Below are 22,901 nucleotides of genomic sequence, written 5' to 3'. Positions count from 1 at the left end.
AAGCCATCTCAATCCGATTAGAAAACTTCTGAATCAATGCTACACCGTAAAACTATCCACCCACCGAAACGTATTTACCCACACGATCCTTGGCGTTGGGTTGAGACGCAATTCTATCCGGAGTGTCTCGCTCAGATGGAGACGCTGTTTTCTACGGCGAATGGTTATTTAGGAATGCGGGGGGTGTGCGAAGAAGGTGATCCGGTCGCGCAGAATGGCACATTTATTAATGGCTTTTACGAGTCGTACAAGATCGAGTACGCGGAAGAAGCGTTCGGATATGCGAAGACCGGACAAACGATCGTGAATGTAACGGACAGTAAAATTATTAAGCTCTATGTAGATGATGAACTGTTCTATTTACCGACTGCGAAATTATTAAAGTTCGAGCGGGCGTTGAATATGAAGACCGGAACGCTCGATCGAGAAATCATCTGGGAGACTCCTGCCGGGAAGCAATTGAGAATCCGATCGCAGCGATTAGTTTCTTTTGTCGATCGTCATGTAGCTGCAATTGACTATGAAGTAACTTTGCTTAAAGGTAATGCTCCGATTATTCTTTCTTCTGAAGTGCGGTATGAAGCAGAAAATAGTCAAGGTAGCAGCGATCCACGAAAAGCAAAGACGTTTAGTGAACGAGTTTTATTACCGCAGAATCATGAAGAACTTGAGCAGCGATTGATTCTCAGCCACAAGACTCGGAATAGTGGAATGACGATCGCGTGTGGTATCGATCATCAGTTTGAATCCGATTGTGAGTACAGCTACACCCATGAATGCTCTGAAGACTTGGGCAAAGTAGTCTTTAGTGTTGGAGCGAAAGAAGGTGCAACGATTCGACTAACGAAGTACATGACTTATCATGCTTCGGATCGGTATGAAAGTGAAGAATTGCACGATCGTGCTCGTCGAACGCTCGATCGAACAATGAAACGCGGCTTTGATGCACTATTAAAGAACCAGCGTGAGTTCCTAGATGATTTCTGGTATCGCAGTGATATCGAGATTGATGGTGAGCCAGATCATCCCGACGAAACACCGGAGCTATTACAGCAAGCTCTGAGATTTAATCTGTTTCATATCTTGCAAGCTTCAGCACGATCGGAAGGAGCAGGAATTCCATCAAAAGGATTGACCAGCCAAGCTTATGATGGTCACTATTTCTGGGATGCAGAGATTTATGTCATGCCATTTTTGACTTATACGGCTCCGTCTACTGCAAAGAACCTCCTAATGTTCCGCTACAGAATGTTAGATAGAGCAAGAGAACGTGCCAAAGAAGTCAGCCAGGAAGGTGCATTGTTCCCGTGGAGAACGATTAATGGTGAAGAAGCTTCTGCGTACTATGCAGCAGGGACAGCACAATATCACATTGATGCGGATATCATGTATGCTCTGAAAAAATACATGAAAGCGACTCAGGACGATGAGTTTCTGTGTGATGCTGGAGCAGAAATGCTGGTGGAAACAGCGCGAATGTGGTTTAGCTTGGGATTTTTCTCGAAGCGCTCAAACAATCGATTCTGCATTCATGCTGTCACTGGACCTGATGAATATAACACTGTAGTTGATAACAATACTTACACGAATTTAATGGCGCGGGAGAATCTTTGGTATGCTGCCAAAGCCGTTCGAGAACTATCTGAGAACTATCCCGATCGCTTTGAAGCCCTAGTCACTAAAACAAAGCTTAAACTATCCGAAGCAGACAGTTGGCAACGAGCCGCCGACAATATGTATTTTGCATTTGATGAACAATTAGGAGTTCATTTACAGCACGATGGCTTTTTAGAGCAGGAACCTTGGGATTTTGAGAATGTACCTGCCGATAAGTATCCCTTGTTATTGCATTTTCATCCCTTAGTCATCTATCGGCATCAAGTGATCAAGCAGGCGGATATTGTACTTGCAATGTTCTTGTTAGGTCATGAGTTTTCCCGCGAACAAAAGCTGCGAAACTTTGAATACTATGATCCGCTGACTACCGGAGACTCTTCGTTATCAGCTTGTATTCAAGCGATCGTAGCAGCAGAAATTGGCAAGACAGAAGAAGCGATCGACTATGCTCGATATGCGACTCTCATGGATTTAGCAGATGTAGCAGGCAATGTTAAAGATGGCTGTCACATTGCTTCAATGGGCGGAACTTGGATGATTCTGGTCTATGGATTTGCAGGATTACGAGATTCTGATGGTAGTTTTGAATTCCATCCACGCCTCCCAAAAACTCTAAAGCGTATGAAATTTGCCTTGATTGTACAAGGACAGCGCTTAGAGATTGAGATGACTCATGACAAAGCGACTTACTTGCTCAAAGAAGGCGAGAAATTGTCGATCGAACACCAAGGCGAAGAGATTATCCTCCATTCTGGTGAACCGATCGTGTGTGACATCAAGCAATTTGATCAAGTCGAAACCTGTATTGAGGATCAGACTATGTAAACAGAGACGCGATCGACATCTTAAATCCAGGTAGAAGCGAGCTTGTAATTTCATCTTCTGAAAACAAGGTTGCAACCAGAGACAATGCTGCCGATTCTCGACGGTAAACTTCCATCTGTTGAGCTTGCCAATCGATAATCCAGTACTCCCGCACACCGCGAGAAGAGTAAAGACGGAGTTTAAGTTCGCGATCGCGTCTAGCATTCTCTGCTCCAGGCGAAACTACTTCTACAACTAACTCTGGAGCAGCTATTAAATGTCCTGATTGATCTAATCCTGCTGCCAGCCGTTCATGGCTAATCCATACAACATCAGGAATTACATTATCAGCCTCTCCAAAAATCAGTCCAGGCGTAAAAGATGCTTCCCCTAACTGAGTTTCTAAAGACCACTGATCAAGTCTTGCATAAGCTCGACCCGCTGCTTTCTGATGTCCCCAATGCGGCGCACGTGTCACAAGCAATTCTCCATCAATGATTTCATACCGTCGATCGTCGAACGGCAGTAACTCTAAATCCGCGATCGTCCAACGCATCCGCTCTGTGATTGGCTGGTTCATACTGTACCTCGCAGGTCGCATTAGTTTGATTGTAGCAAGCACCTAAAACAAAAAATATCGCTGCGCCATCGGTAGAACGGTCGCAGGTTCACAGGTTAGAAGTTCTCCGTCCGCCCGAACCTGATAAGTTTCGGAGTCTACTTCCATGTGAGGCATCGCGTCGTTTAACTTCATGTCACGTTTGGTCAAGCTGCGAATTCCAGATACAGGAACTAATTGCCGCTTGAGATTGAGCGAATCGAATCCACCTTTTTTCAGAGAGACTTGGGAAACGAAGGTTAGAGAGATTGGCGCGATCGCATTTCCAAAGCTACCAAACATCGGACGCATGTGAACGGGCTGCGGTGTTGGAATACTTGCATTTGCATCCCCCATCTGCGACCAAGCAATCATTCCACCTTTGATCACCATTTCTGGCTTCACGCCAAACATCGCAGGTCGCCACAAACATAGGTCTGCTAACTTACCAACCTCTACAGAGCCAACATGATTCGCAATTCCATGCGTGATTGCTGGATTGATCGTGTACTTAGCAACATAGCGTTTTGCTCTGAAATTATCATTACGATCGCTATCTTCCGACAATGCTCCCCGCTGCACTTTCATTTTGTGCCCAGTCTGCCACGTCCGAATAATCACTTCCCCAATGCGTCCCATCGCTTGAGAGTCAGAAGACAACATACTAAACGCACCAATATCATGCAGAATATCTTCTGCCGCGATCGTTTCCCGTCGAATCCGCGACTCTGCAAACGCCACATCTTCAGGAATGCTCGGATCGAGATGGTGACAGACCATCAACATATCTAAGTGTTCATCCAACGTATTCAAGGTGTAAGGTCGCGTTGGATTGGTCGAAGAAGGAAGCACATTCGCTTCACCGCAGACTTTGATGATATCTGGAGCGTGTCCGCCACCTGCACCTTCCGTATGATAAGTGTGAATCACACGATTCTTGAAAGCTGCGATCGTATCTTCCACAAAGCCCGCTTCATTCAAAGTATCAGTGTGAATTGCAACTTGCACATCATAGTCATCGGCAACACTGAGGCAAGTATCGATCGCGGCAGGTGTCGTTCCCCAATCTTCGTGCAGCTTCAAGCCCATTGCACCCGCTTTAATCTGTTCTTCGAGCGCATCTGGTTGACTAGCATTTCCTTTGCCTAAAAAACCTAAGTTCATCGGGAAAGCTTCAGCCGCTTGTAGCATCCGATGAATGTACCAAGGTCCTGGAGTACAAGTCGTTGCATTTGTTCCGTCAGCGGGTCCCGTTCCACCACCAATCATCGTAGTAACACCGGATGCGATCGCAACTTCAATCTGCTGTGGACAGATAAAGTGAATGTGCGTATCAATTCCACCTGCTGTGAGAATCATTCCTTCACCTGCGATCGCTTCGGTTCCCGGTCCAATAATGATGGTTACATTATCTTGAATGTAAGGATTTCCAGCTTTCCCGATCGCGCAAATTTTTCCCTCTTTAATTCCAACATCAGCTTTAACAATCCCCCACCAATCGAGAATCAGCGCATTGGTAATCACTGCATCGACCGCGCCATCTTCATTCGTAATCGGAGACTGTCCCATCCCATCGCGAATCACCTTACCGCCGCCAAATTTGACTTCATCGCCGTAAGTAGTCAAGTCTTGTTCAACTTCGATGATCAGTTCAGTATCAGCAAGACGAACTCGATCGCCCACTGTCGGACCAAAAGTTTCGGCATAAGCGCGGCGATTCATGCGATAGCTCATAAGGCAACCTCGGAAAATTCTCGGTTGTTTATTATCAGATGAATTTTGATGAGTTGCGGGAGGCTTTAGGATTTTGACGGATTTTGGAATTGTCGATTATGAGATAATTACAGTAATTACAAGTTACTAAATCTCATGGCGCGAATCTTTGAGGGATTGCTGGACGTTGCATTCCACATTATTTTCATTGAGCCTTACATTGATCCAAACGAATACGAAGGCGTTGACTTAGAAGCTGCTTTTCGGGGTCAGATAAACGGAATTTGTGGCGCAGCTTCTCTAAGTAAGATGCTCTTGATGACAGGTCTGCATACAGGACCCGTGAGGTTTACGAAGATTATTGACTTACTTGCGGAAGTGCAATTGGCGGGAGAAGATGCCGCAATCCTGATTCACATTGAGGCGCAAGCTTCAGCCGAGGCTAATTTCACAAGGCGAATGTTTTTCTACTTCGCAAGGTTGTACCAGAAGTATCTTCAGCGAGTGTACCCAATTGTAGTCTTTTCGTTTGATGATCCTTACCGTGAAGAACCCCATCACCATATTGTGGAGTTTCCGAATCTGAAAGTTTTAGAGTTCAATTTTGCTTCTGTACAACTCAACCGCCTGAATTGGCGGGATTTTCTCAATCAACCAAATCCAGTTGCAGCAGCATTAATGTCTAAGATGCGAATTGCTGTTGAAGATCGTCCCAGAGTAAAGGCTGAGTGTCTTCGAGTGTTGGCGACTTTAAGGCTTGATCCGGCTCGTATACGTTTGATTTCTGGGTTTGTTGATACTTATCTGAAATTGAACGCTCAGGAGCAGCAAGCTTTTCAATCTGAGATTGCTAGAATTGAACCAGTTGAGCGCGAGGAAATTATGGAAATTGTCACGAGTTGGATGCAAGAAGGAATTGAGCAAGGGAAACGAGAAGGTGAACTTTCGCTTGTGAGCAGACAGCTAAATAGCTTGTTTGGTGAAACCCCTACCGCACTTCAAAACACGATCGACAATCTCTCTGTTGAACAATTGGAATCGCTTGGGTTAGCACTAATACGATTCACAAAGTTAGAGGATCTAGAAATCTGGCTACAAGAACATCAAGACTAAGGCACAATCAATGATCAAAATAAAATCTGCTGCATGAATTCCCTCTGAAGAGAACCATCCATGCAGCAGAAAGTCGATCGATGAATAAGGTTATTCGCGAACTGCTAACATTGCAAGACCGAGAGCCAGTAGTGCATTTACGCCTAAATAGCTTCGAGCGACAATGCTAGTACCGAACCATTGCATCTCTGGAGCAACGACAGCACTCACCGCTAAACAAGCTGCAACTCCGAAACCAGAACCGATCGCGAACCATTTCAAAGAGGGATGCCCCAAGAAAATCGCCAATAGCAGGAATGGAATCAGCACACTCGCAGAAATTGGATTGAGCGCATCAGAATTTAGCAGCGTTCCAACCAATTCGGGAATCGAGCTACCGAGAAGCCGTAACGGGAACTGAGGCAGATTCGCGACAAAGATGCCACGGAAGAAGAACAATCCACAACTGCCAAAGAGCAAGCCCCAGAACAGCGACCCGCCACCTTGAGACGGATTGCAGAACACAAAAGCAAGTCCAACTGCAACTCCAAACATTAAGAGCTTTAATCCAAGGTTGAAGGCAGCACCATCAAACCAGATGCGGGTTCCGAGAAAACCGCTCCAAAGTTTGGGCGAGAACCACCAGAAGAAAGAGCGTTCTTTGAGCGCTAAGGTTACTGCACCTTTCGCATCCAGCTTGCCTGCACCAAAGAAATTTTGCGGATCATCTTTGACTGGGATTGCAGATTTCTTCAAGACTTGCTCGATTTGGTCTGGCTTATGCACCCCGATCGAATGAATCAAAGCCGCGACACCCGCCACGTGTGGGGAAGCCATACTGGTTCCTTGCAGATATTTGAACACCGACTCACCAGAATCAGGGGCGATCGTGTTTTGCAAAATTCCACCCGGAAGCTGTGCATAAAGCACATACGATCCGCCTGGGGCTGCAATATCAACTCCGCCACCGTAGTTCGAGTAGAAGGTTTTCGCTTGTAACGCATCATAAGCAGAGACCGCAATCACATGCGGGTAAAGTGCGGGATATTCTGCTGTGCTCCGATTCGCGTTTCCAGCCGCCGCAACGATCGTGACATCTTTGCTGTGAGCATAGTCGATCGCTTCTCGCATCAATTTACTATCGCCGCCACCTCCCAAACTCATATTGATCACGTTTGCGCCATTGTCTGCCGCCCAGCGAATCGCTTCGGCAATGTCCGCTGTGGTTCCACCTCCACGGGCTGAGAGGACTTTCAGCGGCATTAAGCTAGCTTGATATGCGATTCCTGCGACTCCAATTCCGTTGTTTGTCGATTGAGCGATCGTACCTGCAACATGAGTTCCATGTCCGTTATCGTCGATCGCTTCAGATCGATCGTTGACGAAATCATAGCCTTCAACAAATTTGGTTTGCTTGAGATCGAGCACTTGACTGATACCCGTGTCGATTACAGCAACGATCGTGCCTTTCCCTTTGCTATGTTTCCAAGCCTCCTCGACGTTGATCGTTTTGAAATTCCATTGTTTCTCGTAGTCTGGATCGTTCGGTGTCGCGGTTGTTTTGTAGATGTAGTTTGGTTCAATGAATTCGGTGTACTTCTTGAGTTCCGAATTTTGCAGTTTGCGAAGCGTTGTACGATCGCCTTTCAAGATGAAAACGTGATCCGCTTCAGAGAATTTGCTGTTAAATTGAGCAGCGGCGTTGTAGGTAGATTTGATTTCGCCCAATTCACGATCGAGTTGTGCTGCACTCAGATCGTCGCGAAAGTCGAGCACGATCGAGTCGAATGCGCCTTGTTCGGCAGCAAACGTCTGAAAGGTCAGGACTGAAAACAAAAAGCTACACACGCAAAGTCCAACGAACAATAGACGGCGCATCATAGGCAGGTGAAAATTGTAGGATAGATTCTCCTAAAGTTCCCTGTACGGTGCTTAGAATTTGCTTTGAGCTTGTTGGTAGTTGATCAACGCTTTGGTGTATCGAGCCGTTGGATGCTCTGTGTTTGGCGCAATCTTAGAATATTTCTGTAAACAGAGTTGAGCCTCTTTCAGATTGCGAGTCATTGCGAATACCCAGGAGAGTTCAGCGTATATATCAGCGGTACATTTACGATCGTGTTTCACCAGCGTCAATACATGGCGGTAAATGTCGATCGCGCCTGTGAAATTTCCTTGAAATTGCAATAGATCCGCGTGAGCACAGTGGCGTTTTACAGCAATCATTGGCTCGTCAGCGGGTGGAACTTGATAAGATGCGATCGCTTGCTCTAGACTATCGCGCCACGGTGGGAGCAGGATCAGCGTATATGTATCGGCTCCAGTATTTCGTCCAGCGGGGCAAGACGTTCCATAAGTCTCAATTTCTTGTTCGTGCGAACCTTGAGATTCAAAGACGATCGCTAAATTTGTTCGGGCTGCCCAGTAGCTTGGTGCAAGTTGTAGAGCGGTTTGGAAAGAGTCGATCGCATCAGAGAATTGCTGTTGTTGATAGTAAATCACTCCCAGATTGTTATAAGCTTCTGCACAGAATGAATCGAGCAGTAGAATTGCCTTAAACAAGGTTGCTGCTTGCTCCGGTTGATTGTCCTTGTACTCGATCATTCCTTGCTGAAACAAGAGATCAAAAGCTGCAAGTTTGGTATTTTGTTGTTGCTCTGAATGTTCTTGTGATTGTTGCTCAAGGCGTTGTTTTGCAGATTGAATAAAGGTTTGAAGTTCATGAACAAGCCAGCGCTGCTCTGCACTTGAAAGATGTTTGCCAAATCTGAAGTAATCTCTGGTTATTGTTTTGATGAAAACGATCGACTGTCCTTGCCAATCTTTTCCAAGCGCAACCGTCTCAATTTGAGGAATTTCATGAGTCACAGTTTGATAGAACTCAAATGCTTTTGTCGTTCCTTGTAGTGATGTGATTTGATCGACGATCGTTAAAGTTCCTCGAAGCGTTATTGATCGATCAGTAATGGCAATCAAGGTAGGCTTTAAGAACAAATGAAACTCTTGAATCAGAAAAGCAGCAACTAAGGGAATTGTGCCAACCAGTGCCAACATGAACCAGGCATACAATAATGAACCGCCGTGATTTAATTGACTATTGGAAATGAATTGAAAGATTGTTAGTGCAGCAATCACATAACCGCTGGATAGAGCGATATTGCGGCGGAGTGTTTTCAGTTTCTCAGGCTGGTAACTATCGCTTGAGAAGTAGATTTGCAGAGTACGATCGCTTTTCAACAACGAAATCTTAGAGTTGCGCGGACGTTGAGGAGTACGATCGACATTCCGATCAACGGTTGTCCGACCCTGTAGCGCGAGTAATGCCGCTGAAGCATTCGGAAATCGATCTTCTTCTGCGGATTCAATACAGCGCTTTAGCCAGCGTTTGAAGTTTGCAGAGAGTTCTAAATTGTTCGGAATTTGTAGCTCAAGATCGTCGGTTTGCTGTAATTGAATCGGATCTTTGCCTGTGAGTAGAAACAGTAACGTGGTTCCTAACGCATAGAGATCAGTCGCGAGGGTTGCTTTACCTCGGAACTGTTCGGGAGCCATATAACCGAGTGTTCCGACCACTGTACTACCCCCTGTTACAGTTTGGCGATAGGTATCTTGAACTGCACCAAAATCTACGAGATAGATGTTTCCAGCGCGATCGCGCAAAATATTCTGAGGTTTGATATCTCGATGCAAAATCGGCGGCAAAAAGGTTTGTAGATACATCAAAATGTCGAGAAGTTGAGCCGCGATTGCACTCACGGTTTCCTCATTCGGTCGCCAACCTTTAGCAATCCATTCAGCCAATGTTTTACCCGGAGCAAGCGCTTGAACAATACAAAATAAGCGATCGTCTTCGGTATCAACCTCAAACGAATCCAAATATTGCGGGATTCCAGGATGATTCAATTGTTTGAGCACCCGCACTTCTCTTTCAAACAAATCCAATGTTTTCCAATCAGAAGTTTGGCGGAGTGAAACCACTTTCACAGCAACGCATTGTTTCGTTTCAAGGTCTTCAGCTTTGTAAGTTGTTCCAATGCCGCCCTGTCCTAATGTTTCTAGAATCTTGTAGCGCGGATGAATGATAGTTGTGATGGTCATCTCTTATTTGGCTCCTCGTTGTAGCAGTTCTTGACGAATCCGGGGTCGCTCCGCAGCAAACATCAATCCAGATAAATTCCGTCTCGCTTCACCAGGGGCGCGATAACTTAGATCCGCTTGTTGAATTAATGCGATCGCAACTTCTTCTCGCGCCTGTTCCATCCCGACAAATCCACCAAAGCTTAAACAGCCTAAAAGTGGAGTAATTCCTTTCGTATTCGGTTGATTGACGTTTGCTCCTAGCCGTATCAGTTGCCAAATCACTTGAACATCATTGTTTGATTCCACTCGGCTTGATAGAAAATTAATCAGTGTATCGCCACCTTGATCCATGACATTAACGTGCGGTATCAATTGAAAAATTTCCTGCGGTGATAGATACGCAAGCGCAAGCTGATAAAAATGAATTTTGCTAAATGTTTCAGAACTGAGCTTTTGTTTGTTCGCGATCATTGTCCGAAAAATTGCTGGATTTCTAGCTTCTAGTGCTCTGCGGGTGATCTCGAATGAAGCACTATCATCAATGGGAACATTGCCCGAAAGAGTGTGAGCAAAACTAAGCCAACCTTTCTCGGTCGCTTGCTGAACTAATGTTTGGAGCAATTCCTGTTTTTGATTTTCGGGAAGCGATCGACGATTGACATAGCTCACAAAAATCCGAGCATTCTCCTCAGAACTCACATAGTTCAATGCAGTCTTACCCGCTTTATCTTTGAGGTTGATATCAATCCGATTCAGCGAAAGTAAGTATTCGAGAACTTCGGGTTTTCCTTGTGCTGCACTATGTAGCGGAGATTGACCTAATCGATCGACAACTTGTAACCTTCCACCTTTTGCAAGAACGGATTTAAGCTGCTTTAAATCACCGATCGCATAGTAAACCAATGTTCTACCTGCGGAATCTTTGGCGTTTGGGCTGCCTCCTTTGGTTAGATAAACTTCAAGAGTTAGTTCTCTTAAACCGATCGCATTGTAAGCCGATTGAGTTAGTCCCAATAGATTCACAACTCGGTAGCGTTGATGATCTGCAAATGCAGATAGTAAGAGAACGCTTAAACCTGTAACCGCGATCGCACCAAGCAATTTCTTTTGAGAGTATTGTATGGCAGGCTTTTGGAGTTGAGCGATCGCAATTCCCGCAGATGGAAATCGATCTTTCGTTGCAGGCTCTAATAGTTTCTCTAACCAATCTGCAAAATGATTCGAGAGTTGAAGCTGCGATCGAAAATCAATTTTTAGCTTATGAACAGGTAAATCTGTGGGCGATCGACGAGTCAGCAAAAATAGCAAAGTTGCACCTAATCCATACAAATCAGTCCCAGCAACCACTTGCCCCCGAAATTGTTCTGGAGCCATATAGCCATAAGTTCCAACAACAGTACTTCCTCGCATCAAAGTATTGTGATAGGTACTTCCAACTGAGCCAAAATCAACTAAAAAGATCTGACCATCTGCACGACGAATCAAGTTCTGAGGCTTCAAATCGCGATGAAACACAGGCGGATTCAGTTGATGCAAGTAATCGAGAATGTTCAGAACCTGAAGCGCGATCGCACTAATTTCAACTTCCGTACAACGCCCCCCTTTTTGCACCCAATCAAACAATGATTGTCCATTTGCAAGTTCTTGAACCAGATAAAAACTACGATCGTGCTTTCGATCAACAACGAAATAGTTCAAGTACTTCGGGATACTCGGATGATCTAATCGTTGAAGAATCTCCGCTTCCCGTTCAAAAAGCTCGATCGCTTTCCAGCTTTCCGCCTGCCTAAGAATCAGCGTTTTAATCGCCACTTGTTTCTGTGTTTTCTGATCTTTCGCTCGATAGGTGATTCCCGTCCCACCTTTACCCAAGCACCCTAAAATCTGATATCGCTGCTGAAGAATCTCACCGGGCTGATGAACCATAGCCAAAACCGTAACACTAAAGCGATCTCAGAATTCCCATCCAATCGAGTGCAATACCTTGTCAAGTGATTTTAGGCTGAAGGGCACACTATAAGCGTTCTTCACCTGATAACCCGATGAACGATAGTGTTAGCGTAATTTTAATGACGATCGCGGCTTTTGTGATTGTTCTATTGATCGGTACGATCGCAGTTGCAATTACAATTTGGTCAATTCACAACGGATTAGTTGCAAAAAAGAATGATGTTGAAAAAGCATTTTCTAGCATTGATGTGTTGCTCAAAAAACGGATTGATTTGATTCCAAATTTAGTGGCATCCGTTCAAACCTACATGAAGTTTGAGCAGCAGATTTTAACCGAAGTGACTCGGCTGCGATCGCAAGTCATGACAGGCGGAGCGACGCGCACCGATCGAATGGAATTAGAAAATCAGATTTCTCGATCGCTAAATAACATTCTAGTCACGGCTGAGAACTATCCTGAACTCAAATCCAACAGTCAATTTGTGCAACTCCAAGCCGCAATTTACGAAACCGAGGAGCAACTTTCGGCAGCAAGACGCTTTTACAATTCCGCTGTCACTGAATACAACAATGCGATCGAGATGTTCCCTAGCAGCTTAATTGCATCCTCAATGAACTATCAACCCAGACGTTTATTTGTCGCAACAGAACAAGAGCGTCGAAATGTGAATGTCAATGAATTATTCAACCGATAATCACATGACAGACCCCAATTTTCCACGGCAAAGGCAAGCCAAGCGCTTATCACCTGAAGAAGCTCAATCAATTTTTGCACAAGCTAACAAGCTCACCAGACTACGACAATACGAAGAAGCAATTCCAATTTTGGAGCTATTTTGCACTCAAACGGATGAGACGTATCCTAATCACTATCAAGCAAAAATGCTGTTAGTGAAAGCGTATCAACATCATCACAGCTTGGAACAAGCGATCGCACTTTGCCAAGAGCTTCTCAACTCCGATCACACGGTTGCTCAACTTTGGGCACGAAGTTATTTACCAACGATCGCGCCTGAGCCTGTTAAATCAGAGCCAGAACAAGCGGAAGTTCAAGAAAAAGATTGGAGATTACCGAAGCGATCGCTACAAGATTTCAAAGAGTTCTGCCGCCAATATTTGGTTGCTTACTTGCAAGAAGTTGAAAAAACGAGAAAGGCTGTTATACAACCGCTACAGATTGTGACGGTAATGCTAGCGTTCGTAATTGGACTTGTGGTGAGATTCACACCTGCTGCGCTGGATAATGCGATCGTGTCAAGTCAACGCTATTGCGCTCCAGTTGTACAAACAGCACCAACACGCCAAAGTGACAAGGAAAAGATAAACATTGGAGAAGCAACTAATGATTTTGTCGCTAAACTCGATGGCTATTCTCGACAAAGCGTAAAAAGGTGTAAAAACGACTTTATTCCACTCTGGTTACAGAACGGAGTCCGGATCATGTCATTTGCTTTGCTCGTGGTTGGAGTCGCTTGCTTTTTGTGGGTTGCATTCTACACTTCTTCTACTGAAGCCTATGGACGAGGATTTCAACGGGCAATTATCGAAAGTATTATCTATTTTCTTGATCCGCAAGAAAACCTTAATTATTTTCGAGGAAGTAACGATGCTGCTGTTTTATCTGCACTTCAACAAAGTCGCTTGTTTAATGGCATCGGTAAGTCGGTTTACATGAAACAAGATCACTGTGTTGCTGGGAAATTGGGGCAAATCAGTTTGTTTTTCTCAGAGGTTACGTTTCAGAAAGAACTTCCTCACACTTGGATTACGCAAGGATACGATTTTCTCTGTGGGCTTGGTCGTCCGGGTGGCTCTATCTTTTCAATTTCAACGTTAATCTTTTTGCTTTTATCGATCGTGCGCGGTACACCTTACTGTCTGGGTCGAATTGCAAAAGGACAACGCATCGATTTTGAGCATTTTCGTACTGAAATTGTTCTGAATGCTGTCTCTCGCCAACCTATTTTTAAGGGAATGTTTTTCATTTCCGACTTCAATAAGTCATTTCGCGGAAAAACCATCATTCTTCCAAATAATCTCATTTCAAAAGTGAAATTTCTGAATCAACATCACGGTCAATCTGTAAAACTCGAAGACCCTGAATTTAACAAATTCTTTTCGGTTTACAGCAATGACCAAGTTGGAGCAAGATATGTTCTTTCAACTTCGATGATGCGTCGAATTGTTGATTTTAGAAAGAAGGCAAACCGAGACATTTTGATTTCGCTAGTCGATAGTCAGCTTTATGTCGGCGTGCCTTCTGAAGAGGATTTATTTGAGCCGCGATTGTTCAAAACTATGCTCAGTTTTAATCCAATGCGGGAGTATTTTGAAATGCTGCAATTGATGATGTCGATCGTTGAAGATCTCAACCTCAATCAACGCATTTGGAAACTCTAAACTCTCGCCGGATCGCTAAATCGAATTTTGAGATAGTCGTCTTCCATCTTCGCGCCACTCGGCTGCAACGCTGCTAATGCCTGCGGTAGAACCAAATTGCGGCGGTGATTACCAATTCGGACATTCAACTCATCGCCCGTTTTACTTAATTCGATTTGAGTCTTTTCGATTCCCGGCAGATATAGCTCTAAGCTGTACTGATTCTGCTCTTGAACTACGCGCAAAGTCGTTTCTTTGTAGTACACCTGCGACGGATCTTCACCGTTCGCATAGAGCGTTTCTTTTAATCGATCGAGCGCTTCCAATCCACACATCTCTTGCGAATACAACGGCACTTCTTTGATCGGCAACGGCGAGAAATTATCATGAATTTCCTGACGATATTGCCGCTGATTCTCTTTCCATTGTTGGAAAAATGGATCAGAAACCGAATCCGGAATAATCCGATTTGCAACGACTAAATCAGTTGCAACATTGTACAAACTCAAATAAGCATGGGCGCGAAGGGATTCTTTAATCACCATCTTTTCAGGATTCATCACCAGCCGCACTGTGGTTTGAGTCGGATCGGTGAGAACTTTCTCCAAAGCTTCAATCTGTTCATAGAATTCGTAAGGCGCGTCCATCACTTCTTTGTCTGGAAGTGAAAAACCAGCGATCGGGCGAAAAATCGGTTCAACCAACGGACGCAATGCAACCGAAATTCCCTGAAACGGCTTATAGAATTTCCGCATATACCAGCCGCCCACTTCCGGCAAACTCAGCAATCGTAACGCCGTTCCCGTCGGAGCCGAATCAATAATCAGCACATCAAATTCGCCTTCGTCATAGTGCCGCTTCATCCGCACCAATCCGAAAATCTCATCCATTCCCGGCAAAATCGCCAATTCTTCCGCCTGCACCCCTTCCAATCCCCGCGCCTGCAAAACCTGAGTAATGTAGCGCTTCACCGCTCCCCAGTTCCCCTCAAGTTCCATCAGCGCATCGAGTTCAGCCCCCCAAAGATTCGGGCGAACCTGTTTCGGCTCATGTCCCAGTTCCAAATCGAAACTATCTGCTAGTGAATGTGCTGGATCAGTACTCAGAACCAGCGTTCGGTATCCTAATTCAGCACAGCGGAGTCCGGTTGCAGCCGCCACCGAGGTTTTACCGACACCGCCTTTTCCCGTCATTAGAATTACGCGCATGGTCATCGAGTCCTACCTGAGAATTGCTTTACATTCGTTAACTTGATTCTAGCGTTTTTAGATATTAAAAACCCCCGAATCGGTAATCGATCGAGGGTCACACCAAGGCAGTTCTTTGAGGGTAGGCGTAGAAATTCCCGCAAATTCCTATGTCTGTAATTATACGATCCTTTCTGTAGATTTACGCAATCTACACATTAAATCGGAACAGCATTACATCGCCATCCTGCACAACATATTCTTTTCCTTCACTGCGAACTAAGCCTTTTTCCTTCGCCGCGTTCATCGATCCATTATTAACTAGATCTTTATAGGCAACCGTTTCTGCCCGAATAAAGCCCCGCTCAAAATCGCTGTGAATCACTCCAGCCGCTTGAGGAGCCACCATTCCAATTTTGATCGTCCAAGCGCGAGTTTCTTTGGGTCCAGTTGTGAAGTACGTTTGAAGCCCTAGAAGATTATACGTAGCACGAATCAGAGATTTTAATCCGCCTTCTTCCACTCCCAAAGAAGCCAGAAAATCTGCTCGATCGTCTTCCGGTAATTCCACTAATTCGGATTCTACTTGAGCAGAAATCACGACGACTTGAGCATTTTCTTGAGCGGCAACGGCTCGAACTTGCTCAACCCATTCATTTCCCGTTGCCAAGTCTTCTTCTGAAACGTTGCAAGCATAGATTACAGGCTTCCGAGACAACAAGCCTAGAGGTTTGATCAAGATTTCCTCTTCTTCGCTCATTGAAACTTGACGAGCAGACTTACCTTCATTCAATGCAGCACTGAGACGCTCTAGAACTTCAACTTCTTGTTGAGCCTCTTTATTCGATCGAGCTTGTTTCCGGCTGCGATCGATTCGCCGATCGATTTGATCCAGATCCGCCAATCCAAGTTCTAAATTAATTATTTCAATATCGCGGACTGGATCAACTGAACCCGCAACGTGAATAATGTCATCATTCTCAAAACAGCGAACGACATGAACGATCGCATCCACTTCTCGAATGTTCGCTAAAAACTGGTTTCCTAAGCCTTCACCCTTTGAGGCTCCCTTTACTAAACCTGCAATATCGACGAATTCGACTCGTGCAGGAATCGTTTCGGCAGATTTCGAGATTCCGGTTAGGACGTTTAAGCGATCGTCAGGAACCGCAACCGTTCCCACATTTGGCTCGATCGTACAAAAGGGATAGTTGGCGGCTTGCGCTTTGGCATTGGCGACAACCGCATTAAATAAAGTAGATTTTCCAACATTTGGCAAGCCAACAATCCCAGCTCTTAGCATGGTCAATTATTACGGGTAAAGGTTAAGGTACACAGGAACCGGAGTCGCGATCGCCTTGGATTCTAGAATCGTGTAAACCATAGATTATCCTAGCTAATTATTTGACCTTCTTAAGCCAGAAACTCGATCTCGCCTTGACCTCTGTTTCTAGACAGCCCTAAAAAGACAGCGAAACCGCTTTGCAGAGAAATCCGTAATTTAAACAATTCTCTTCAGTCTCGCCGTTATCCATCTATTTAGGAGCCGATCGATGATGACCTCCCCCCGCTCAACTTGGACACCGACATCGACTGTAACCGGGCACACCGGAGAATCCCTCCCCTCAAATCTTGTTTTCTTTGTGCCACCGCCGCCCGAAATTGGTCAAATTCGCAGCGCCTACTCGACGCTCGAAACTGGCAAATCCCCGATGCAAATTGACTGGTACTACATTCAGAACACGCTATTTTCAGGACTGTGTTTTGCCTTTCTTGCAGGACTGTTTACGTGGCTTCCGATCGCGCTTTTGTTGCCAAGATCGATGCGGGAACAAAGTTCAACGTATGCGACGATCGCAGCCCTAATTGTAAGCGGAATTGTACTTTGGCTGATGCTACGTGGCGGATTTAAACTGCCCGTGGAATGTTCCTATGTGGGTGAACAGGGGGTTGCTCTTTATTTTTGGAATACGAAACGATCGGGCAATCAAAATAGCGTTCTGGTGTTTCGTCAAGCCTCTGAACTGCGAACAGGCGGACTACGCCAATACTACGGTAATACTTATATGCACACGCTCTTCTGGTTCAAGTGGACAAATGAACAGAATCAGCCTGTGTTCGAGATGTCTGGGGTGCATCAAACCAAAGAGGGCAATCCGCCTCTGAAGAACCGCTATCATTTTGCGATCGCGGCTGAAGCAGCTTGGAGTCTGTTTGCACTTGAACGTGCGAAAGCGACTTTAGCTCACGGTGGCGCAGTCCGGTTCCCCCTGCTTGGCACTAATGCGTTAACCGTGGGAAATGGCTTTTTAGAAATTGTTCAACAAGAAATGACGGAGAGAGTGACCACCTCAGAAATTGACCGATTAAGCATTTCTCAAGGAGTCGTCACCCTGAGATTAAAGGATGCTAAGTCAGGATTTTTTGGGTTGGGGTCAAGCGGAATTTATCGCTTTGACTACACAGATATTGCAAATGCAAAACTATTTCTTCTGCTGTTCGGGGCACTAGTTGGAGTGGAATCGTAAATCGCGATTCAAAGCGATTGGGTGAGAGAAATCAAAGCATACTGGATCAGTATCATTGGGAACCTCCGAGAAACCCTGCCGTTCCACGGCGGGGAGGTAGAGGAGCGTCAAGCAAACCGCTCGATGCGGTGCAGGTTGACAATCTCACAGAACCAGCGCGACAATGTGAGACATGGTAGAACAAGCGTTCCGATACCGATTTTATCCAACGACTGAGCAAGAACCTTTGCTGCGTCGCACGTTGGGCTGTGTGAGGCTTGTCTACAACCGCGCTCTGAATGCGAGAAGCGAAGCTTGGTATGAGCGACAAGAAAGCCTTGACTATGTTCAAACCTCTGCTTTGTTGACTGGGTGGAAAAAGCAAGATGACCTCCAATTTCTGAATGAAGTGAGTTGCGTTCCCTTGCAGCAAGGATTGAGACATTTGCAAAAAGCGTTCTCGAACTTTTTTGCTGGACGGGCAAAGTACCCGAACTTCAAGAAGAAGCGGAATGGGGGAAGTGCCGAGTTCACCAAGTCTGCGTTCAAGTGGAAAGAGGGACAGGTGTTTTTGGCAAAGTGCAAAGATGCCTTGCCGATTCGCTGGAGCCGTCAACTTCCCCAAGGGTGCGAACCCTCGACCATTACCGTTCGTTTGAGTCCAAATGGGCGATGGCACGTTTCGTTGTTGGTGGACAATCCCCATGTCAAACCACTGACACAGGTTCAGAAATCGGTCGGGCTGGATCTCGGAATCACCAGCCTGATTGCGACCAGTGACGGCGAAAAGATTACCAATCCTAAGCATTTTGAGCGACTGAGAAAGAAGCTCAAACGAGTCCAGAAAGCGCTTTCTCGCAAGCAGAAAGGCTCGAATAATCGAGACAAAGCGCGGTTGCAGGTTGCACGAGTGCAAGCCAAAATCGCGGATTCTCGCAAAGATTTTCTCCATAAACTGACCACTCAACTGATTCGTGAAAATCAAACGATTGCGGTTGAAGATTTGGCGGTGAAGAACATGGTGAAGAACCCGAAGCTGGCGTGGCAGATTGCCGATGCCGCATGGGGAGAGTTGGTGCGCCAACTCGAATACAAAGCCAAGTGGTATGGTCGGAACTTGGTGAAGATTGACCGTTGGTTTCCTAGCTCGAAACGCTGTGGAAGCTGCGGTCACGTTCTCAATTCGTTGCCGTTGAACGTGCGGGAATGGGATTGTCTCAACTGTGGGACACACCATGACCGGGATATCAACGCTGCACGAAACATTTTGGCGGTGGGACACACCGTTGCAGTCTGTGGAGCGAACGTAAGACCTAATCAGCATGAGTTGAAAGGGCAGTTGCGAAAAACCAGCAATGGAAGGAAGCAGAAACCTAAGTCGTGAGTCTTAGGAATCACCGTGGCTTCAGCCCGGTGAGGATGTCAACAAGTCTCGTCGCCAGCGTTAAAAGGAATGATTCACGATCGACCGCTATTTAAGATGTTGAAGCGGTGTGCTCAACGCGGAAATGCTGCTTTTCATACACCCGGACACAAACAAGGACGAGGAAGCCCGATCGAGTTACGAGAATTGTTAGGCGATCGGGCTTTACGAGCGGATTTACCCGAATTGCCCGAACTCGATAATTTATTTGCGCCTCAAGGTGCGATCGACGAAGCCCAAAAACTCGCAGCAAAAACCTTTGGAGCCGAGCAAACTTGGTTTCTAGCAAATGGCTCGACCTGCGGAATCATTGCGGCAATTCTCGCCACTTGTAATTCAGGCGATAAGATTCTTCTGCCTCGAAACGTCCATCAATCCGCGATCTCTGGATTAATTCTGTCGGGCGCAGTTCCGGTATTTTTGCCGCCTGAGTACGATCCGATTCTTGATATTGCTCACAGTGTTACGCCTGAAACGGTTGAAACTGCTTTAAAACAGCATTCAGATGCCAAAGCAGTTTTGGTGATTCATCCGACGTATTACGGCGTTTGTGGAGATTTGAGCGCGATCGCAGATCTGACTCATGCCGCTGGAATTCCGCTGTTAGTTGATGAAGCTCACGGCGCACATTTCGCCTTTCATTCCGATTTTCCAATTTCTGCGATGTCAGCGGGTGCAGACCTTACTGTTCAATCGACGCATAAAACGTTATCAGCGCTTACACAGGCTTCAATGCTGCACGTTCAGGGGATGCGGATTGATCGCGATCGCATTTCTCGTTCTCTTCAGTTGGTTCAATCCACTAGCCCAAATTATCTTCTCCTTGCGTCCCTTGATGCTGCCTGTGCACAAATGGCAACTGAAGGCAAAGATCTGATGAGTCGAACCTTAGAACTTGCCGATCGAGCTAGATCCCAGATCGAATCTGTTTTAGAATTTCCAGGCTTTGCTATCGATCGAACTCGTGTCACCGTTACCGTTTCTCATCTCGGTATGGATGGATTTACTGCTGATGAATTGCTGCAAACCTTTGGAGTGACAGCGGAATTTCCATCGCTTCAGCATCTAACATTTATTGTAAGTTTGGGAAATACAGAGACGGATATCGATCGACTCGTTGAAGCAATCGATCGTCTTCCAACAAGCGATCCAATTCCTCAAATTCCAGCAAAATTCGAGCAATCTTTCTCAATTCCGCCCCTTTCGCCGCGAGAAGCGTTTTTTGCCGCATCTCAATCTGTGCCGATCGAGAGCGCGATCGACAAAATTAGCGCTGAACTGATCTGCCCATATCCGCCCGGAATTCCAGTTCTACTACCAGGGGAAAAAATTACGAAAACCGCGATCGCACAACTTCGATCGGTTCTCGAAGCAGGCGGATTCATCAGCGGGTGCAGCGATCCGACTTTGAATCGATTAAAAATCGTTTCCTGAACCACAATAGAAATAAGCCCCTGTTCCGCTGAATTGTCTATGCCTTCTCCTCTTTGGTCGTATGTCACTCCTGGAATTCCTGATGATTTGTTTGAGAATCTGCCTGGAATTCCGATGAGTCAGCGTGAAATTCGGTTACTGCTCCTGTGCCAATTGCGACTCAAATCGAATTCAGTGCTGTGGGACATTGGAGCGGGAACGGGAACGATTCCAGTCGAAGCGGGGCTGCTTTGTCCTCAAGGAAAAATTGTCGCGATCGAACGAGATGAAGAGGTCGCCTCGCTGATTCAACGGAACTGCGATCGCTTTGGAGTCAAAAACGTCGAAATCATTGAAGGCAGCGCTCCGGAGTGTTTGAAAAATCTGAAGCAAATGCCCGATCGCGTTTGTATCGAAGGAGGTCGATCGGTGAAAGAAATCCTCGCGGAAGTTTGGCGATATCTCAAACCTCAAGGTCGAATCGTCGCGACTGCGGCAAACTTAGAGAATCTGTACAAAATTTCCGAAGGTTTTGCAGAGCTTCAAGCTCGGAATATTGAAGTCGTACAATCTGCGATTAATCGGCTCGAAACCCGTGGTACTAGCCAATCCTTTGTTGCAGTCGATCCAATCTTTGTCCTCAGTGGTGAAAAGCTAGAGTGAAAATTCATGCGGCACTCTGATAAAGTGATCCAAATGACGCTTAACCTTCTTAACCTGAATCTAACTTTGAGCCATGCGTTTTCAGTCGCGGGTTGAGAAAAGGACAGTTAGACCAAGTTTCTCGTTATGAACTCTGAAAACTCTATGCCTTGGTCTCGGATTCTCAGTGGCATTATCGCGATCGCCGTCGCTCTGATCGTGTTCTTACTTGGCGGCTGGTATTTCACAGCCTTCTTTGCTGTGATCATTTATCTTGGACAGCTAGAGTATTTCGAGCTTGTCCGCGCCAAAGGAATCGCTCCCGCTGCGAAAACGACGCTCGTGGTGACACAGATTCTGCTCTTCGTCTCGAATCTTAATCCCGATTTGGCGGATGCGATCTTCCCAGTTGCGGGCACGTTAATTTGTTTCTACCTTCTATTTCAGCCAAAATTTGCCACGATCGCAGATATTTCCGCCTCGATTATGGGTCTGTTCTATGTCGGATATTTGCCCAGCTTTTGGATTCGACTGCGATCGCTAGAACAAGCCGACATGAGCAATCTTCCGCTCGATGGCTTCTGGATTACGTCCTGGCAAGGATTGAACGCGCTTCCTCAAGGTTTGACACATACTTTACTTGCGTTCGTGTGTATGTGGGCAGCCGATATTGGAGCCTACACGGTCGGGCGTTGGATTGGTCGAACTCGCCTGTCTGATATCAGCCCGAAAAAGACCGTCGAAGGCGCAGTATTTGGAGTGTCTGCTAGTGTCACAGTTGCCGTGGTCGGTTCGTGGTATCTCGATTGGTCAGGATGGCCCATCACTGGGGTTTCACTCGGCTTGCTGGTCGGAATTGCCAGTTTGCTTGGAGATTTAACCGAATCGATGATGAAGCGCGATGCAGGGGTCAAAGATTCAGGGCAGTTGATTCCGGGACATGGCGGCATTCTCGATCGAGCAGACAGCTATGTATTTACCGCACCGCTGGTGTATTACTTTGTAACTTTGGTTCTGCCGTTACTGCCGCATTCTTGAAAAACTGAGGCGTTCCGTCGTAGAACTCAAGCTCGACTTGTCCAAAACTGAGACGATCGCCCGAATGCAGTCGCGAAATCTCTCGAACTCGTCGATCGTTAATAAACGACCCGTTATAGCTGTTCAAGTCCACGAGATAAAACTCACCCGGTTCGAGGAGTTGGATAGCGGCGTGATAGCGCGACACACAGTGATCAGATAACACGATGTCACAATCTGTGCTGCGCCCAATTCGCCAATTCTGTTGATTCTGTAGCCAGAAGTGAACCATGCCGTCCGGAAGATGCAATACCAAATGAGGGCGACAATCGATCGCGGTTGGAATGTCGTCGTCCGATCGTTCCGAAACACGCTGTGAAATCAGTTGTCTCGATCGTAGCGCGGCAAATTGAACGTAGGATTTCCAAGGAATCATAGCGGGATTTAGATCGTGAGAAGTCATGATGCGAGAAAGTTCCAGT

At 46.0% G+C, this 22,901-nt stretch carries 17 protein-coding genes; 9 read left to right on the top strand and 8 right to left on the bottom strand.

The genetic code is table 11. From position 1 onward, the window contains the following. Nucleotides 1-36 precede the first annotated feature (36 nt). Nucleotides 37-2,442: a glycoside hydrolase family 65 protein gene (locus ACQ4M5_RS03875; RefSeq protein WP_430674285.1), complete on the top strand. Its 2,406-nt coding sequence runs from the start codon at nt 37-39 to the stop codon at nt 2,440-2,442. Here ACQ4M5_RS03875 and ACQ4M5_RS03870 read toward each other — a convergent pair. Together ACQ4M5_RS03870 and ureC are read right to left on the bottom strand one after the other, a co-directional pair. After that, nucleotides 2,435-3,001 carry a Uma2 family endonuclease gene (locus ACQ4M5_RS03870; RefSeq protein WP_430674284.1) on the bottom strand — a complete coding sequence of 189 codons (567 nt, stop codon included), beginning with the start codon at nt 2,999-3,001 and terminating at the stop codon, nt 2,435-2,437. The two genes, ACQ4M5_RS03875 and ACQ4M5_RS03870, sit on opposite strands and share 8 nt — an antisense overlap. Before the next feature lie 42 nt (nt 3,002-3,043). Then, on the bottom strand, nt 3,044-4,753 hold the full coding sequence (ureC, locus tag ACQ4M5_RS03865; protein WP_430674283.1) for an urease subunit alpha: 1,710 nt from the start codon (nt 4,751-4,753) through the stop codon (nt 3,044-3,046). 135 nt (nt 4,754-4,888) lie between these two features. Here ureC and ACQ4M5_RS03860 point away from each other — a divergent pair, with 135 nt between their 5' ends. Then, nucleotides 4,889-5,845 carry an Rpn family recombination-promoting nuclease/putative transposase gene (locus ACQ4M5_RS03860; RefSeq protein WP_430674282.1) on the top strand — a complete coding sequence of 319 codons (957 nt, stop codon included), beginning with the start codon at nt 4,889-4,891 and terminating at the stop codon, nt 5,843-5,845. Nucleotides 5,846-5,935: 90 nt separating this feature from the next. Here the strand turns inward: ACQ4M5_RS03860 and ACQ4M5_RS03855 are convergent, their stop codons facing one another. The 3 genes from ACQ4M5_RS03855 to ACQ4M5_RS03845 are packed head-to-tail and all read right to left on the bottom strand — an operon-like array spanning nt 5,936 to nt 11,827. Beyond that, on the bottom strand, nt 5,936-7,705 hold the full coding sequence (locus tag ACQ4M5_RS03855) for a S8 family serine peptidase (protein WP_430674281.1): 1,770 nt from the start codon (nt 7,703-7,705) through the stop codon (nt 5,936-5,938). Nucleotides 7,706-7,756: 51 nt separating this feature from the next. Next, the gene (locus ACQ4M5_RS03850) at nt 7,757-9,919 is read right to left on the bottom strand and encodes a protein kinase domain-containing protein (RefSeq protein WP_430674280.1); all 2,163 of its coding nucleotides are present in this window, start codon (nt 9,917-9,919) and stop codon (nt 7,757-7,759) included. Between the two features lie 3 nt (nt 9,920-9,922). Continuing rightward, nucleotides 9,923-11,827: a protein kinase domain-containing protein gene (locus ACQ4M5_RS03845; protein ID WP_430674279.1), complete on the bottom strand. Its 1,905-nt coding sequence runs from the start codon at nt 11,825-11,827 to the stop codon at nt 9,923-9,925. A 116-nt stretch (nt 11,828-11,943) separates the two neighbouring features. On the opposite strand from ACQ4M5_RS03845, the gene ACQ4M5_RS03840 reads away from it, so the two are divergent. Beyond that, complete coding sequence (locus ACQ4M5_RS03840; protein WP_430674278.1) at nt 11,944-12,546, top strand: LemA family protein; 603 nt, start codon at nt 11,944-11,946, stop codon at nt 12,544-12,546. Between the two features lie 4 nt (nt 12,547-12,550). Further along, nucleotides 12,551-14,251, top strand: a complete 1,701-nt coding sequence (locus tag ACQ4M5_RS03835; protein ID WP_430674277.1) for a DUF3137 domain-containing protein — start codon at nt 12,551-12,553, stop codon at nt 14,249-14,251. Here ACQ4M5_RS03835 and ACQ4M5_RS03830 read toward each other — a convergent pair. Further along, nucleotides 14,248-15,444 (bottom strand): TRC40/GET3/ArsA family transport-energizing ATPase, encoded by a 1,197-nt coding sequence (locus ACQ4M5_RS03830; RefSeq protein WP_430674276.1) that lies wholly within the window; start codon nt 15,442-15,444, stop codon nt 14,248-14,250. The genes ACQ4M5_RS03835 and ACQ4M5_RS03830 overlap by 4 nt on opposite strands. A 184-nt stretch (nt 15,445-15,628) precedes the next feature. Next, the gene (ychF, locus tag ACQ4M5_RS03825) at nt 15,629-16,720 is read right to left on the bottom strand and encodes a redox-regulated ATPase YchF (protein ID WP_430674275.1); all 1,092 of its coding nucleotides are present in this window, start codon (nt 16,718-16,720) and stop codon (nt 15,629-15,631) included. 250 nt (nt 16,721-16,970) lie between these two features. Between ychF and ACQ4M5_RS03820 the strand changes: the two genes are divergently transcribed. The 5 genes from ACQ4M5_RS03820 (at nt 16,971) to ACQ4M5_RS03800 (ending at nt 22,440) form a co-directional block, all read left to right on the top strand. Continuing rightward, nucleotides 16,971-17,945: a hypothetical protein gene (locus tag ACQ4M5_RS03820; protein WP_430674274.1), complete on the top strand. Its 975-nt coding sequence runs from the start codon at nt 16,971-16,973 to the stop codon at nt 17,943-17,945. A 172-nt stretch (nt 17,946-18,117) separates the two neighbouring features. After that, nucleotides 18,118-19,308: an RNA-guided endonuclease InsQ/TnpB family protein gene (locus ACQ4M5_RS03815; RefSeq protein ID WP_430674273.1), complete on the top strand. Its 1,191-nt coding sequence runs from the start codon at nt 18,118-18,120 to the stop codon at nt 19,306-19,308. 69 nt (nt 19,309-19,377) lie between these two features. Continuing rightward, on the top strand, nt 19,378-20,781 hold the full coding sequence (locus ACQ4M5_RS03810; protein WP_430674272.1) for an aminotransferase class I/II-fold pyridoxal phosphate-dependent enzyme: 1,404 nt from the start codon (nt 19,378-19,380) through the stop codon (nt 20,779-20,781). 39 nt (nt 20,782-20,820) lie between these two features. Next, nucleotides 20,821-21,423 (top strand): precorrin-6Y C5,15-methyltransferase subunit CbiT, encoded by a 603-nt coding sequence (cbiT, locus tag ACQ4M5_RS03805; protein ID WP_430674271.1) that lies wholly within the window; start codon nt 20,821-20,823, stop codon nt 21,421-21,423. A gap of 126 nt (nt 21,424-21,549) precedes the next feature. Beyond that, complete coding sequence (locus ACQ4M5_RS03800; RefSeq protein WP_430674270.1) at nt 21,550-22,440, top strand: phosphatidate cytidylyltransferase; 891 nt, start codon at nt 21,550-21,552, stop codon at nt 22,438-22,440. Here ACQ4M5_RS03800 and ACQ4M5_RS03795 read toward each other — a convergent pair. Next, nucleotides 22,379-22,882, bottom strand: a complete 504-nt coding sequence (locus ACQ4M5_RS03795; protein WP_430674269.1) for an FHA domain-containing protein — start codon at nt 22,880-22,882, stop codon at nt 22,379-22,381. The genes ACQ4M5_RS03800 and ACQ4M5_RS03795 overlap by 62 nt on opposite strands. Nucleotides 22,883-22,901 lie beyond the last annotated feature (19 nt).

Source organism: Leptolyngbya sp. AN10 (genome assembly GCF_050565645.1).
Classification (GTDB): Bacteria; Cyanobacteriota; Cyanobacteriia; order Leptolyngbyales; family Leptolyngbyaceae; genus Leptolyngbya.
This window is presented reverse-complemented; position numbering and strand designations above follow the sequence as displayed.